Origin of the sequence: Sphingobacterium thalpophilum (genome assembly GCF_901482695.1) — a bacterium.
Lineage (GTDB): Bacteria > Bacteroidota > Bacteroidia > Sphingobacteriales > Sphingobacteriaceae > Sphingobacterium > Sphingobacterium thalpophilum.
In genome coordinates, this window is the sequence record NZ_LR590484.1 from 210,581 (window position 1) to 225,709 (window position 15,129).

Sequence of the window (15,129 nt, forward strand, 5' to 3'; positions counted from 1 at the left end):
AACGGTTGATGTGCGTGCATTTTATTTCCTACGTAAATCTGAAGGTCTGGAATGCGTGAAGGTATAGAAAGTATTGCTAAAAGATCCTAGCGTATCGTAACCGACGGCAAAAGCGATGTCTGTAATGGACTTATTTGTTTTGAGCAACATTTCTATCGCTTTAACCATGCGCAAAGTCTTCACATACTGCAAAAAAGAAATCTGTAGCCGCGTCTGAAACATTCTGGATATAGATCGTTCACTCATATAAAAACGATCGCCGATATCGTGCAGAGTAATCTGTTCGGCGAGATTTTGTTCGAGATATGCAAGAATAGGTGCCAGTCTCTCATCTGACGTGATGGGCAGTATAATGGGCAGCGCATCACTGCCGAGCTGTGGCAGCAGTTTTTTGATCGACACCAAGAAATCAAAATAATAATCAGTCTTCATCACATGTTGTTCATCCCAGCGTTCGGTATGGTTAATCATCTGAATCAGGAGCTCGGTCGCGGGATAAATACCCAGTTTACTGTAGAAGGCATCTGCCTGATCGTCCTGCGTATAAAAATAGATGGATCGCAACACCGTTCCTGAGTGCCCTATACGTAAGACATGTGGCACTCCGCCCGGGATCCAAAAGTAATGCCTTGCGGGTACAACGTAGGTTTTATCATGTATCGTTATATAGGCAATTCCACCTTCGATAAATCCCAACTGGCCTTTTTTGTGCGTATGTAGGGGAATTAATTTTTCGGATTTTTCATGCATAACGAATGCAGATTCATCGTGTTCGTCTATTGCGGGCAGTAAAGCAATCAGTCCCATATTCCCTGTTATTTAAATACGAAAATACATATAAATAAAAAAGTGTCCGAATATAAGGCATTGGATGAATGCGCAAAAACGTTCTATTTCATATTGGCGAGAATCAATAAAAACATGTCTTTTACAAGCCATTACAAAAAAAGCCTGCCGTCTAAATTTGTCCCCATAAAAAATAAGCGAACCGTACATGCATAAAACCATTATTTTATTAGTTTTTTTTGTTTTCCATCAACTTGGCTTTGCAGTCCCTTCTACCCTTTCTTCAGCAGACACGCTCTACCTCAGTCTGCCCGAAGCCTGGAAGAAAGCGGAACTGCATAGCAGGTTGATCGAGATTCAACGAAAGACGACTGCCATAGCCCTGGCGGAATATAAAGATGCGAAGCTCGAACTGCTCCTTCCGGAAATATTGATCAAGGGAACCGCTGAAAAAGCGTCAAATATTCCAATCTATGAGAATGGGGTATTTGCCAAGCCGACACAACATGAGGTCATCCACACCCTATACCATGTCGGCGCTGAATTTTATCAGGTACTCTATCACGGAAACAAATACCGATTAAAGATTCAGGCCGACAAAACGATACATCAGCTCAGCGAAGTACAACAAAATAAAGTGGTTTCTGATATTCGCTACAAAACAGCCTCTCTTTACCTAGACCTTCAACGCTGTCTCATATTTAAGAATCTCATCGTCAATGACATTGATGACCAAGAAACACAGCTACGGGAGATCAAAAGTTTTCACCGGAATGGTGTGGTACTGAAAAGTGACGTACTGCGCGTTGAGCTGGATCTTTCTAAGCGGAAGATGGCTTTGGTAACCATCGAAAACGACATCTTGATCGCCAGCCAGAAGCTCAATATTATCCTGGGCGAACCAGACGAACGGATTATACGCCCGATGGTGCCAAACATCGAAAAAGTAGACAGGCATCCGTATTTACATTACCTATCGCTTGCGTTAAAGCATTCGTTTGCCTATCATATCTCGGAGAAGCAGACGCAGCTGAGTGCCATTAATCTTAAGAAAGTGAAAGCAAATGTCCGGCCCAACATCGGAATATATGGTGAATTTTACTATGCTAATCCCCAGATCTTTTTAGCACCCTACAACCCTTATTGGTATTCACTCGGTGTGATAGGTGTCAAGGTAACGTATCCTATATCTGCTCTCTATCATAATATACATAAAGTAAGTGCTGCCAAAATGGAATTTGAGAAGGAAGAGGAGGCGCACCATAATACTGAAGACATGGTTAGACAGGAGGTTAAAGAAGCCTATCTGCGCTATGAAGAAGCGCTAAAACAGATTGAGGTATCGGAAGTTGATGTAAAACATGCTGAAGAGAATGCCCGCATTATCAAAAACACGTATTTCAATCAAACCTCTTTAATCACGGATTTACTGGATGCTGATATTCAACTGTTACAGGCACGCTTTGATCTAGCTGCGGCGCTTATAGCCGCGCAAAACAAATATTATTTACTGCAGAATATTATCGGAGTTTTATAAGGCTATTAACTATCAAATATGAAGAAGAAATACACTGTCACCGATCGCTTAATTACACAGATCACCGGCTGGATAGCAGGTTTAGTTGTGCTGGGCCTGACTGTCTGGGGTGGCTATACTTTATGGGGTTATTATGTATATGAGCAGACCAACGATGCTCAAGTACAGGAATATGTCAATCCTGTCATTTCGCGGGCGGGCGGATTTGTTGTCGATGTGAAATTTGAAGAAAACCAGCATGTCAAGCGCGGTGATACCTTGTTTTTGATCGACAACAGGGAGTATGTGTTGCAACAACGGCAGACTGAAGCCGCGTTAAAGAAGGCTGAAGCCCAGTTGCGGGTATTGGAAAGCAATATACAAACTGCGACAGAGACCGCTAATGCTTATGCTGGTCAGGTCGGTAGCAATAAAGCTAAACTATGGAAGCAGCAGCTCGATTACGAGCGCTATCAAAAACTATATTCGGAGGAGTCTGCCACAAAACAAAAGATAGAAGAAGTACAGGCAACGCTGGACGTCAACAACAGCGATTACCAATCGGCCAAAGACAGCCATCGCGCGTCCCTCTTGCGTATCGAAGATATCAAGGCGGAGCGCAAGGTTGTCGAGGCGGAGATCGCACGCCTAAAATCTTTGCTTGACCGCCATAGGCTGGACGTAAGCTATACCGTGATCCTCGCGCCCTATAATGGCCGGATGGGCCGGCGCACGATCGAACCCGGACAGATGATCGATGTGGGGCAGCCTCTAGCCTTTATTGTCAATGACGAAACAGACAAATGGATTGTCGCTAACTACAAAGAAACACAGATAGCAGATATGCAAATTGGCGATACAGTCAAGATTATCGCTGATGCATTTCCCGATCGGGAGTTCAGGGGAACAATCATCTCCTTGTCACCTGCTACCGGATCCAGCTTCTCGCTGTTGCCACCTGACAACTCAACTGGCAACTATGTCAAGATCGTGCAGCGAGTACCCGTCCGCATCCGTGTCGATGGCAAACGCAAAGAAATCGATCTGCTAAAGGTCGGCATGAATGTGAATGTCTACACTCCCAAACAACAACGCCGTGGATAATATCCTTCCAATATTTAAATCGTGGGTCCCCGAATGGATGATCAAGATTGTCCTATTTGCCCTACTTCTACCGAGTATTGTCCTCTTCTTTCTGCCGATTACAAACCTGCAGGCCGCCGCAGGTTATTACGGCAGCGAACCTGCCGACATGCAGTTTTCGGTTGCTTTATTTTACGCAGGATATGTGGGATTCTATAGTCTGGAACGTCGTTTTTTCAACTATCTGGCAGCACGGGAATATTTTATCTTATTTACGTTTCTACTATTGCTTACCTGCTGGATCTGTTACCTCACCAAGGAGATTTACATCTTCTTTCCGATTCGCTTTGTCCAAGGCTTATTATTTGCGAGTACCGTCAATTTGTCTCTGTCACTCATGTTTACCCGTCTGCGCAGCGAACGTGCAAGAGAAATAAGCTTTTCTGTTTTTTTCGGTCTATTGATCTGTGCACTACCTTTCAATAACATCGTTACCGCCGATCTGATCGACAGTTTTAATTTTAATATTGTATATAAAGGAGCATTGTTTTCCTATCTTCCAAGCCTTATTTTTCTACCCATGACAATGAACCGTATCCGGCTAAATATCCGTTTTCCACTCTATAAATTAGACTGGCAAAGTTTTTCTTTATATAGCATCGGCTTGGTCCTCATTGGCTATATAATGATTTTCGGACAGGAGTATTATTGGTTTACTGATATCAGGATACGTTGCTCTATGCTGGCGCTCACCGTTCTAACCGTTCTCTTTATTATCCGACAACGTGCCATGAAACGTCCTTATATTGATCTGCGCATTTTTAGATCCCGAAATTTTAAAGCCGGACTGCTGGTTTTGTTTATCATGTATATCTGCAGATTCGTATCAGGCATTACCAATAGCTACTTCAGCTCATTACTAGGTTTTGATCCCATGCATATTTCCTATATCAATGTCTTCAATCTAATGGGACTGATATCGGGTACAATTGTCGCTGCCTGCATGATTATTCAAAAGAAAAATATTCGTTACATCTGGAGTATAGGATTTATCCTCTTACTCGTTTTTCACATCATCATGTTTTACCATTCCGATGTTCAGGCGGATGAATACAATTACTTTATTCCCCTTTACCTGCAAGGACTCGGTGTTGGATTAATTATGGTACCCACCATTATTTATACGATTTCTGCAGTCGCAGTTTCGCGTGGGACGTCCGCAGCGGCCATAAGTCTGGCAATCCGCTACCTCGGTTTCTGTGCGAGTATTGCTTTGATCAATTTCTTTGACCTGTATGGAAAAAGCAGACATTATAATGCGTTTCAAGATCACCTTTCACTATTGGATTACCCCCTTATCCGGTACATGCAGACCCAGACAAATGTACTGTTGACGAAGGGTCTGCATTCTGGGCTATCGGGTAAGGCAACTGAAAAACTTTTGACGGCGACTGTCCATAAACAGGATCAGCTACGTTTCGCCATGGATTACTACGAACTTATCGCCTGGCTAATCGTAGGAATCTTGCTTCTTATTTCTTTATCACCTTATCTCAGTAAAACAATCGTCAGACTGCGTTCAAAGCGATTGGCACCTGCATAGTTATTCATAAATATATTCCATCAAACAATCATGCGTTGTAAAATCGTACTTATCATCAGTCTGCTATTTTCCTTTTCGGCCTGTAAGAAAGAGGATAAAGTGTTCACGTTTAAAACCATCCAGTTGAACCATTACCGCCCCAAGGAAATACCGAAGCAACTGTTATCTCTAAAGGTCCTTGAAGATGACCATATGACCGTCATTGCTGAAACGGAAAAATATCCGAGTGAATATACCTTGCCCGCGCAATTTGCTGTCCAGCCGCAATTATCCTTACCCTTGTATGCTCAAAAATACAGTATACAGCTTTGGGGAGATGTAACTGGTTTTCTTGGTGAATGTGAGGTTGACATGCATCATTACAAGATCGTTTTTCCAATCGACATGGAGGTGGACAGTGAATCACTCGGTGTTTCCATTAAAGGAAGCTGGCAGTAAGTCTAACTACCTCGAGATAAACGGGAACGACAAGTATTTATAGATAATATAGCCGTCTCCTATTCAAGAGACGGCCATTTATCAAATCATAGTATCATTTATTTAAGCGTAAGCTCTATAAATGTTGGGTAATGGTCAGAGATATAATGGGTATATTCATTCTTGATGATACCGCTTTTAGTGACACGCGATGCAGCTACAGAATTGGCCCATATAAAGTCGATACGCTTGGGGTGGCCGGTATTATTTTGCTTGATATTTCCGTTACCATCTTTAAAAGTCGGAACGGAGCTTTCAAACTCCTTATGTAATAATCGATATGTATCTTGAAATCCCGCTTCACGTAATTTGCCCAATACCGAATAATCGATTGCTCCATTGCTCAAGTTACGGATATGATTGTGTTTTCGTTCACTTTGTTGCATAGCGTCCAGGACTTCCTTGCCATATTGATCTTTGTCTGATACGTCCAGGGAGTTAAAGTCACCCATGATCAGTATAGGTTCATGGCTAGGAATTTCGTTGGCTTGTGCCAACACATCGGCTACTTCCTTCAGCCGTTTCTGGTAACTAAACGGGGAAAAATGAATGACAAAAAAATGTACGCCTTTTATCTTCGTATAAATGTAACTATGCCACATATTCTCGGTGACTTTCCTAAAATTGACTAAAGGGTATTTGGAAGTAATAGCAACTGGAAATCCCTCCTCTTTGGATTGTAGAACGTAATCATGGCCGATCCGCTGCCCCAATTGTTCCAAGGTCTTTTGGGTATACCCATTCATTTCTTCGAGTGCTATCACATCAGGCTTCCAATCCCTCGTAAAGTTTACGAACCGGTCGATATTGACAGAGTCTTTCTTTAATCCGTAGAGCACATTATACGAGACAATCTTTAATGTTCCCTGTGCGTATGCTACCCCCCAACTCACCACCACCATGACGGCGACAGCAAGCGTATTTTTATAATTCTTCATATTCTAATTTTTTTAAGTACCTGATTTGTCCCAACCTTTATTCTGTTCGAGCTTTGTATTTAACTGAAGTTCTTGTGTCGGAATCGGATAGTAGTAATCTTTTTCCTCCGTCCATTTTTTGAGGATGTCAGGCAAATTCACAATACGTCCCCCATTTTTTCCATTTTCTAATACCAGTTCGCCTAGCTTCTGATACTGGAGCCCAGGTTTTTTAGCGGGTGCGTTGCCTTCATAAATAACAAGATCCAACTTGCCATCCTGGTCCAGGTCATACTCACCTGCCCCGGGGAAATACATACCATAGAAGGGTTTGGCTACCTTTGCTCCTTCTTTCCAGCGCAGCAGGTCGTTATAGCGCAGACCTTCTTTGACCAGTTCAACTCGGCGCTCCCTGCGAATTTCCAATATGATTCCTGTGTGGCCGCTTTTGCTAACACTGGGATAAGCAGCTAAAAGATAGGGATCCACCTTAGAATTTGCTTCCGTCAATATGAGGTTGGGCATATTGACACGATCGCGAAGCAACTTAATAGATCTATCGATATCACCTTGGGTAATCGTGCCTAATTCAGCCTTTGCTTCGGCATAGTTAAGTAATACCTCAGCATAACGGATTATGGGCATATCATTGGTGCTCTGCCCTGCATCAAAGGCCGGCGAGAGTATATACTTTATATATTGATATCCTGTTACTGAGGTTGCAAAATCCGGAACTGACGTGGTACTCGCCCCAATACGCTTGTACCCAGGTGTACGAATTGTCTGAGATAGCCGCGGGTCGCGATTCTGGGTCTCTTCGTAAAACGATAGCTTATCATAGTTAGGCTTGTCCGTAAATCGGCTTCCATCTTTCATTAAATAACTATTCACAAGTTCTTTAACCATCCCGGGCCGACCAAAAGAGGCGGACAGAATATAGAAATTTGCAGAATGTACAAATGGAACAGAGGCGCTGTACTGTCGTGCTAAAATCATTTCCGCTGGATTGGCCTCCTCGGCAATGAACAGTTCCTGATAAGCTTTATTAGGATCACTTTTGTAAATGCTGTAGGTATTGGACATCATCAATTCGTCTGCAGCTGCTACACTTTGCTGAAGGATCTCCTCCCAATCGCCCAACCCGTGGTATTTGCGGAATGTGCCCTCGAATAAACACATTCGGGATTTGAAAGCCAAGGCGGTCCACTTGCTGATCAATTGGGTACTTTTGGTGGTACTACAATTGGCAATAGCGAAATCCAGGTCTTCAAGTATTTTGGCAAAAACAAGTTTGCGGGAATCTCTTGGTTTAAACATGGCCGGATCATCCAGCTGATTTACTTTATCGTACCATGGGACGTCGCCAAATCGCACGATCTTGTCATAGTAGAAATAGGCGCGGAAAAATCGTGCAACGCCGTCGTACTGTAGGCGCGCAGCCTCATCAGCACATTTGTGCGAATTCTCAAGATAGAAATTTATCCGGCGAAGGGATGTCCATTTCCACCCTCCGTCACTAGCAGGTGTGGTACGGGTACCTTGAAATTCTGAAGCCAAAGTATTACGGGCTTCGTCATCGCCCTGACCCGGGGCATTGTAATGTATAGCGAGCGCATCAGGCAGGTCCTCATAAAAGGCATTGGTGAAGGTCTGCAACTCGGATGCTGTCCTAAAATAGTTTTCAGGCGCCAGTTCGGCTATGGGATAGCGTTCAAGATAATCGTTATTACAAGAACTAACCGCAAGCCCAAGGATGAGCGTAAAGATATTGAGGTTTCTTTTCATTACTTTTCAATTTTTAATAACAGACATGCATAAATTAAAAGGACAACTGAGCACCAAAAGAATAAACACGGCCCATAGGGTAACTCCTACCAGTATTGTCAGTCATTACCTGCTCGGGGTCGATGTAGTCGGTTTCCAATTTGGTCCAAGTATGCAAATTTTCTCCGCTAAAGAATAGACGTAGCTTATTGATCTTCGCCTTTTGGGTGAGCGCAACAGGGAAGGTATAGCCTACAGTCAGATTGCGGAGCTTTAGGTAGGCTACGTCTTGCATATACATATCATTTGCGACAGAAAGCTCTGAATTTTGTGCTGTGTAGCCGCGTAAAAAAGGAAAATAAGCATCTGGATTATCGGGCGACCATATTTTATCCTGAAAATTAGCAGGAATAAAGGAATCGTATGGTCTGGCATAGACGGACCAAAAGGCTTGTGCTTCCAGATTAGGATACCAATTTTGCTTACCGATTCCCTGAAAAAAAGCGGACAGATCGATCCCATTCCAGTTGGCCCCCAGATTTAGCCCGTAAGAGTAACGCGGCTGACTGTTTCCGATGATCGTACGATCTCCGGGATTGAACAACGTATTGTCTCCGGCATCGATGATGCCATCGCCATTGAGATCCAATATCTTGATATCTCCTGCTTGAAGCATTCGTAAGTCTGCGGTGGGAGCCTGTACACGACGCCGATTGATCTGATCTTGATTGACATACTTAGCATATTCCTGAGCCTCTTCGGTTGTCTTAAAAAATCCATCGTAATGGTATCCCCATATCTCACCGAGTTTTTGTCCTTTATAATAATTACTCAACAAGCCGGCGTCGTTGGCAAACTTGGTGATTTCAGCTTGATAATCGGACAGCATAGCTCGCACGGAATAATTAAAGGGTCTTCCGCCGACATCAAAATGGTCTTTCCATAAAAGTGAAAGTTCAAAACCTTTGGTCTTCAGGTCGGCTGCATTTTCTTTGGGCTCGGATGCTCCAAACACAGCCGGCTGGGTTTTACCTTTACTGAGCATGCCTTTGGTCTGCCTGACATAGAAATCAGATTGAAAATCCAGTTTATTATTGAATAAACTAAAGTCGAGACCTATGTTGCTGGTCGTAATTTCTTCCCAGGTCAATGTCGGTGCTACTGGAGCGGGACTATTGGCAACATTTAATTTTTGACCGTTGACCAGATAAGAGATCTGACCTGTACTCATTGACGAAATATAAGCATAGGTGGCGACTTCCTGATTACCTAATGATCCGTATGAATATCTGATCTTCAGGTTATTGATCTTGTTCTTTAACGGAGCAAAAAACTTCTCTTCGCTAATTCTCCAGCCTGTAGAAAAGGATGGAAAAAAACCAAATCGGCTATGCTTTGGAAACCGTGAGGTACCATCGTACCGTCCGCTGACCTCCAGCAAGTATTTGCCTTTATAATCATAATTGGCACGATAGAAACCACCACGTACTGCCCACTCATCACCACCTGCTTCAAACTGCTTCTCGCCAATTACCAGATCAAGATCATTTAAGCTTTCGGATAGCAGATCTTGACCGATTCCACCAATCCGCTTATGAGAGCGGTCTTCCTGATTAAAGCCGCCCATCACCGAAACATGATGATCTCCAAAATCTCTTTGGTAAGTGGCAAAAATATTGATAAAATGCCAAGCGTATTTTTCCATATTTTCACGAAGCTTATCCTGGTTCAACGCACCAAGAGAAGACAATTCGAGCTGTCCTGGATACTTGGAATAGTACTGTTTAGTCTGCCTGTAGGAATAGTCTGAGCGAAATTCCCGATAGGAATAATTACCTGTTACCGACAGACCTTTCCCCAGCTTCAACACCGCCTCTGTCATATTGGTAAATTCCGTACCACGAGTATACCCTCGCATCGTACCGCTTTCGAGTGCGTTGTGCAGGCCATATCCGATCGGGTAGCTGTTGATACCTGAATAACCTGTAAGTGTACCGTCTGGGTTGCGGGGAACGTACATCGCATGATAATGATAGGTTGGGCTATTGCTCACATTGTTGGTAACTGCACTGAAATTATTTTCCAGCCCTGCCCAGTCATAGCTCGATTTGAAAAAATGGGTACTATTACTGACCGTAAGCCAACTACGTATATCGGATGCGATATTTGCCCTTAAATTGTAGCGCCCAAATTTGTCCGGATTAATGTTGAATATTCCCTGTTCACTTGCTTTAGAGCCCGATACGGCGTAGCGCGTATTGCCTGAAGCTCCAGAAAAAGAAAGATTATGCTCATTTTTTGGTCTTGTCTTTTTGTACAAGTAATTGAACCAATCAAAATTGGCATAATACCGGTATATGTCATTGCCGCTAGCGTCTTTCTTGATCACCACCCAAGGTCTTTCTGGGTTTTCGGTTTTGTCGTTAACACGTGCCAGTAATTCTTCATAATCTTCGTCGGTATATCGTGTGGTCCGGTAACCCAATGCATTATACATGGCATCATCGTTGATCTTAGCATTCCAATAACCGCTGGTTATGAAATCCGTATTCGTTGCATGTGTGGTGAAGCCAATATTGTTATTGTATTCAATGGAGGTCTTCCCATTTTTGCCCCCTTTTTTGGTTGTGACCAAAACAACACCAAAGGCTCCTCGCGCTCCATAGACAGCCGCTGCTGAAGCATCTTTGAGGACTGTAACAGATTCTACATCATTCGGATTGATACGGTCTAAAGTACCAAGAATACCATCGATCAAAATCAAGGGGCCGCCACCGTTGATGGAGGTATTTCCACGTACATTGATCGAACCACTGGTGCCGGGCTTTCCGGAACCAAAAACAATATTGAGATTGGGAATATTGCCCTGTAGCGCTTGGGTGAGTTGTGTGACAGGTCGATCTTCAAATTCCTTGCCCGATATCTGGCTAACTGCCCCAGTCAGGTTAACCTTTTTTTGCTCGCCGTAACCGACGACTACCACCTCATCCATCGCTGTGATAGCCATGTCCAGGCTAACCTGGATCTTACTCTGTCCACTGACATTAACTTCCTTGGACTGGTAGCCTAGCATCGAAAATATCAGCTGATCATTATTTGTCTTAAGACGAATTTCAAATCGCCCGTTTTCGTCACTGGTAGTTCTATTTTCCGTTCCCTTCTCCGTTATGGTAACATTGCTAACTGGATTTCCTTTTGAATCTACCACATTTCCCTCTACGTTGCGCTGTTGGATGAAAACCGAATTATTGAAGCCTGCAATAGGTGGATTCCAGGGTACTGCTGCCGATTTGGCTGCTGGCTTACTTAGTACCACATTGTTGTCCATCATCTTATAGGCGATCTGGTAATTGGCCAGAACATCTTTCAATGCGTGTTCGAATGGCACGTTCTTGTAATTGACGTCTATCCGTTTAGTGTCGCGTAGCAGGGAAGCTTTATACAGAATATTGTAACCGCTCTGCTCTTCAAAAACCTTTAATATGGTTTCGAGTTTAGCATTTTTCTTTTGGATGTTGACTCCTTGTCCAAATGTAATTGCACTCAACTGGAGGTTAGAGGCCAGCAACAAAGGAATCGCTAATGACATTTTCATAGCCAATTCTTTTTTGGTAGAGATCCTACTTTTAGGCATAGGACCTCCATACCGTTTTTTTTTGTACTTTTGCATACGGTTGTAATGGTTTTAAGTCTATTAAATCTTTTCAGCTAGTCTTTTCGAAGACAAAATTCAGGAGCGATCGCAACGCTCCTGAAATCTTCTTACCTGGTTATCTTTTTACATAAATTTTCCTCCCTTTCAATTCAAAGTGAATCTCTCCGACTAGTTCGATCGTGCGGAGCAGTTTGTTAATATCATCATATCTTGACACCGTACCTGAAAACGCAAAGTTATCGGGATGATGATCAAAGTGAACTTCCACGTCATACCATCTACTGATAATTTCCATGACTTCGTCAATGGAGGTATCGTAAAAAGCAAACTTCCCCTCTTTCCAAGCGGTGAAATAGCGCGGGTCCACCGCGGCCTTTGAAAACTTTTTGTCAGTCAAATGAAATACTGCCTGTTCAGCAGGACTCAGGTATAGGTTGTCCTGCTGAACATTTAATTTCACTTTGCCTTCCACCAAAGTTGTGACGATCGATTTTCCATAATTTTGAAGGTTAAAGGATGTCCCCAAAACTTCCAGTTGCTGGTGTCCAGAATTGACAATAAAGGGGACTCGTCGTCCACGATGGACTTGTTTAGCGACTTCGAAATAAGCTTCGCCCTGCAGTTGAACTTTTCTTTCTTCGCTGATAAAATTGATCGGATAACGAAGTGTAGTAGCAGCATTCAGCCAAATTTTTGTACCGTCCGCCATAACCAGTTTATATTCACCGCCTCGTGGTGTAACGATTGTGTTGTACGCTGTCTGCTGATGAAGTGCTTCTGAGCCCTTTAAGCGATAGGATATCAAACCTTTGCCTGATTTGATAATTTCGAACGCACCATTATCTATAACCGTATCTAATCTTAGTTTTTCGAGGTCTATCCGCTCACCACTTTCCAAAATTATTTCGGCTTTCTGAGATCCTGGAACGATTACAGTTGGCGAATTGTCGGCTATCGCAGGGTTATCCGGTCTATTTTTTTGTACATAAAGGAATATCGAGGCAGATACCCCCACCAGCAACAAAATCGCGGCTATGCGGGCATATTTTAACAGATGAACTGATGATCTCTTTTTATGCGAAGTAGAAATAACTTGCTCTTTTATTCTTTCATCTTGAATGATTGTTCTAAAAAGTGCTTCATGTGCTATACCATCATTTGAAGAAGGCCTTACTTCTCCTTCCTCCATCAGCTGTTGCCATGCTTCCAAAAAATCTGGGTCATTTAGATAATTGGCAAAATTTTCTTTTGCGCGCTCATCTAATGTTTTAGCCAAAAACTGACTGATAATAATTTTATATGCTTCTACTTTGGACATCCTTTTTTGTTGTTCTCTATAGTATTATTCGTACAACTCGAAAGGATGGACTAGTCAAAAGATGTTTTTAATTAGAAAAAAGATGAAAAGTAAGCTATCAAGTTTCAAACGCACAAACTGGCATGCCGCTACAAGGTGATTGCGGACGGTATTTTTGGAAATACCTATTTCTTCGGAGATCTCGGCATAGCTCATCTCCTCTATTTTACTTTTATTAAAAACAAGCTGTTGTTGCGGTGGTAATCGAGATACAATCTCTTGTAGTATCCTATCCAAATCTCTATGTGCGAGCTTTCGTTCCAATTCATCGCTCAGCTCATCCCAAGCTGTCAAATGCGATAGTTGATATTTCTGTCTTGACAGTTCCTTTCGAAAGAACGTAATGGCCATTCGTTTCGCAACTAAAAATAAGAAAGGAAAGATAGCTTCTGCCGAGGGAATTGAATCGCGTTTCAAAAAAAGCTGTACAAAAATTTCTTGCATAATCTCCTCCACATCTAAGTCTGAAGCACATACACGACGTACTTTGCGGTACAGCAAAGGTCTATAAAAATCGAAAATTTTTTTAAAAACCTTCTCATCTCCCGATTTAAAGCGATTAAACTCATCAAGGCTCAACGGAACTGCATTTAAATCCATGGTCATATTTTCCCTAGGTTACACTTGGTCTAAGCAACAAAACTTATGTTAAATCTATATAAATGCAAGATTATTTCAAAATGAAATCTAGGCAAGTTCGGATTTCGACCGGCGTCAAAACCAGTAGTTATAGCACAGCATCGGTGAAGCTACAGTGCCATCAGCGGCATCTACCAGTTTATGCATCAAACGATACTTAGCAGTACTGACGTCTTTGGTGGCGATCTTTTTATCAGAAGTATTGCTCATGCTTCTCTTGTGATTATGCCTATTGATAGGGCGGTATGCTTCCTCCTAGTAAAAACATTTAAAATGAAGACGTAAAGTAGACGGACATGTCATGTACTGCTGCTGGATATTTCGGTAAAAAAATAAGCAGCATTTTAGCTTAATCAATTAAAAATATGATTAATTTCGAAGCAGACTAAAATTGTCTATTTAAGGGTTTAGACGGAGAGACATTCTATGATGGGCAAACTCAACCTAAGAAGTGTCTTTCCTATGATGATGGGTGAAATTTTTATGAAGAGACTCGCACTATTTACACTTTCCATGAGCGTCACTGTTTCGGGTTGCAGTGTATTCCAAAAAAACAGCAAAAAGGCGTTTAACGATGGCTTTTATACACAAAATATAGACGGCATAAAGCAACGCGTCTATATTGATGTAGCTGATGAAATTATACGGATACATCCATCCGAACTAAAGGAAAATGGCATATCTGTGATTGATACGGCAAATTTCTATGAATTTCAAAAAAGTAAATTGAAAACAAATACCGAAGAAGCTATTCCATTCAGTAAAGCTTCTTTCGATATTGATTTTTTGACGATACCTCTAAAATTCCGTCCTTCACAGGGGGGAGTTCCCTTACAGTTAAACACTAATTTGAACGGTGCAGGATATTTTGGATATAGACGGGACAGATACATCATCGACTACAGTACAAATCCCTTGGGCAGATCAGAGCGCAACATGAATCATTTTGGATTTTCAGTAGGCGCTTTCACAGGTTTTGGAAATACATCGATATCGCCCACCAACACCAATAATTTGATAGAACAGGAGTATGATGGTGTTGTTTGGAGCAAGGGACTGGCAGGAATTTTTGCTGTCAATAATTTTACGGTCGGAATGGCTTTGGGGTTCGATCATCTATTAGGCAGCAACCGGCGGATCTGGATTTATCAGAATAAATTCTGGTACGGACTCGCTTTCGGACTTAACTTAAATTAACCCAAAAACTCGCTTGTCAAATGTAAGACGCAATTTACACTTCTTGGTAGTGGCAACAAATCTCAGTGCACTCTAGATACATAATCTTCAGGGATTGATATCAATGTGAAGAAAGTAGGTAATACTTTTAACTTC

Annotated in this window: 12 protein-coding genes; 5 read left to right on the top strand and 7 right to left on the bottom strand. The window is 42.3% G+C overall.

Annotated features, from left to right (window positions below):
• Window positions 1–21: 21 nt before the first annotated feature.
• The gene (locus FGL37_RS00820; protein ID WP_028071485.1) at window positions 22–807 is read right to left on the bottom strand and encodes an AraC family transcriptional regulator; all 786 of its coding nucleotides are present in this window, start codon (window positions 805–807) and stop codon (window positions 22–24) included.
• A 187-nt stretch (window positions 808–994) separates the two neighbouring features.
• On the opposite strand from FGL37_RS00820, the gene FGL37_RS00825 reads away from it, so the two are divergent.
• From FGL37_RS00825 to FGL37_RS00840, 4 genes are read left to right on the top strand one after another with little or no spacing between them, the layout of a single operon-like run.
• Window positions 995–2,323 carry a TolC family protein gene (locus FGL37_RS00825; protein ID WP_037534098.1) on the top strand — a complete coding sequence of 443 codons (1,329 nt, stop codon included), beginning with the start codon at window positions 995–997 and terminating at the stop codon, window positions 2,321–2,323.
• A gap of 18 nt (window positions 2,324–2,341) precedes the next feature.
• A complete protein-coding gene (locus FGL37_RS00830) occupies window positions 2,342–3,406 on the top strand; it encodes an HlyD family secretion protein (protein WP_028071487.1) in 1,065 nt (354 codons plus the stop codon).
• Window positions 3,399–4,988 (top strand): efflux MFS transporter permease, encoded by a 1,590-nt coding sequence (locus FGL37_RS00835; protein ID WP_028071488.1) that lies wholly within the window; start codon window positions 3,399–3,401, stop codon window positions 4,986–4,988. The genes FGL37_RS00830 and FGL37_RS00835 overlap by 8 nt, the downstream gene beginning before the upstream one ends.
• Window positions 4,989–5,018: 30 nt before the next feature.
• Window positions 5,019–5,426: a hypothetical protein gene (locus FGL37_RS00840; protein WP_028071489.1), complete on the top strand. Its 408-nt coding sequence runs from the start codon at window positions 5,019–5,021 to the stop codon at window positions 5,424–5,426.
• A 98-nt stretch (window positions 5,427–5,524) separates the two neighbouring features.
• On the opposite strand, the gene FGL37_RS00845 is transcribed toward FGL37_RS00840, so the two are convergent.
• The 6 genes from FGL37_RS00845 to FGL37_RS25900 form a co-directional block, all read right to left on the bottom strand.
• A complete protein-coding gene (locus tag FGL37_RS00845; RefSeq protein WP_028071490.1) occupies window positions 5,525–6,403 on the bottom strand; it encodes an endonuclease/exonuclease/phosphatase family protein in 879 nt (292 codons plus the stop codon).
• Between the two features lie 12 nt (window positions 6,404–6,415).
• A complete protein-coding gene (locus FGL37_RS00850) occupies window positions 6,416–8,167 on the bottom strand; it encodes a RagB/SusD family nutrient uptake outer membrane protein (RefSeq protein WP_028071491.1) in 1,752 nt (583 codons plus the stop codon).
• Between the two features lie 34 nt (window positions 8,168–8,201).
• On the bottom strand, window positions 8,202–11,741 hold the full coding sequence (locus FGL37_RS00855; protein WP_160169537.1) for a TonB-dependent receptor: 3,540 nt from the start codon (window positions 11,739–11,741) through the stop codon (window positions 8,202–8,204).
• Between the two features lie 175 nt (window positions 11,742–11,916).
• Window positions 11,917–13,119: a FecR family protein gene (locus FGL37_RS00860; protein ID WP_028071493.1), complete on the bottom strand. Its 1,203-nt coding sequence runs from the start codon at window positions 13,117–13,119 to the stop codon at window positions 11,917–11,919.
• Between the two features lie 54 nt (window positions 13,120–13,173).
• On the bottom strand, window positions 13,174–13,764 hold the full coding sequence (locus tag FGL37_RS00865; RefSeq protein ID WP_028071494.1) for an RNA polymerase sigma factor: 591 nt from the start codon (window positions 13,762–13,764) through the stop codon (window positions 13,174–13,176).
• A 108-nt stretch (window positions 13,765–13,872) separates the two neighbouring features.
• Entirely contained in the window at window positions 13,873–14,007 is a 135-nt protein-coding gene (locus FGL37_RS25900) for a hypothetical protein (RefSeq protein ID WP_262709439.1), read from the bottom strand.
• 273 nt (window positions 14,008–14,280) lie between these two features.
• Here FGL37_RS25900 and FGL37_RS00870 point away from each other — a divergent pair, with 273 nt between their 5' ends.
• Window positions 14,281–14,994 (top strand): hypothetical protein, encoded by a 714-nt coding sequence (locus FGL37_RS00870; protein ID WP_138096633.1) that lies wholly within the window; start codon window positions 14,281–14,283, stop codon window positions 14,992–14,994.
• The last annotated feature ends 135 nt before the right edge of the window (window positions 14,995–15,129 follow it).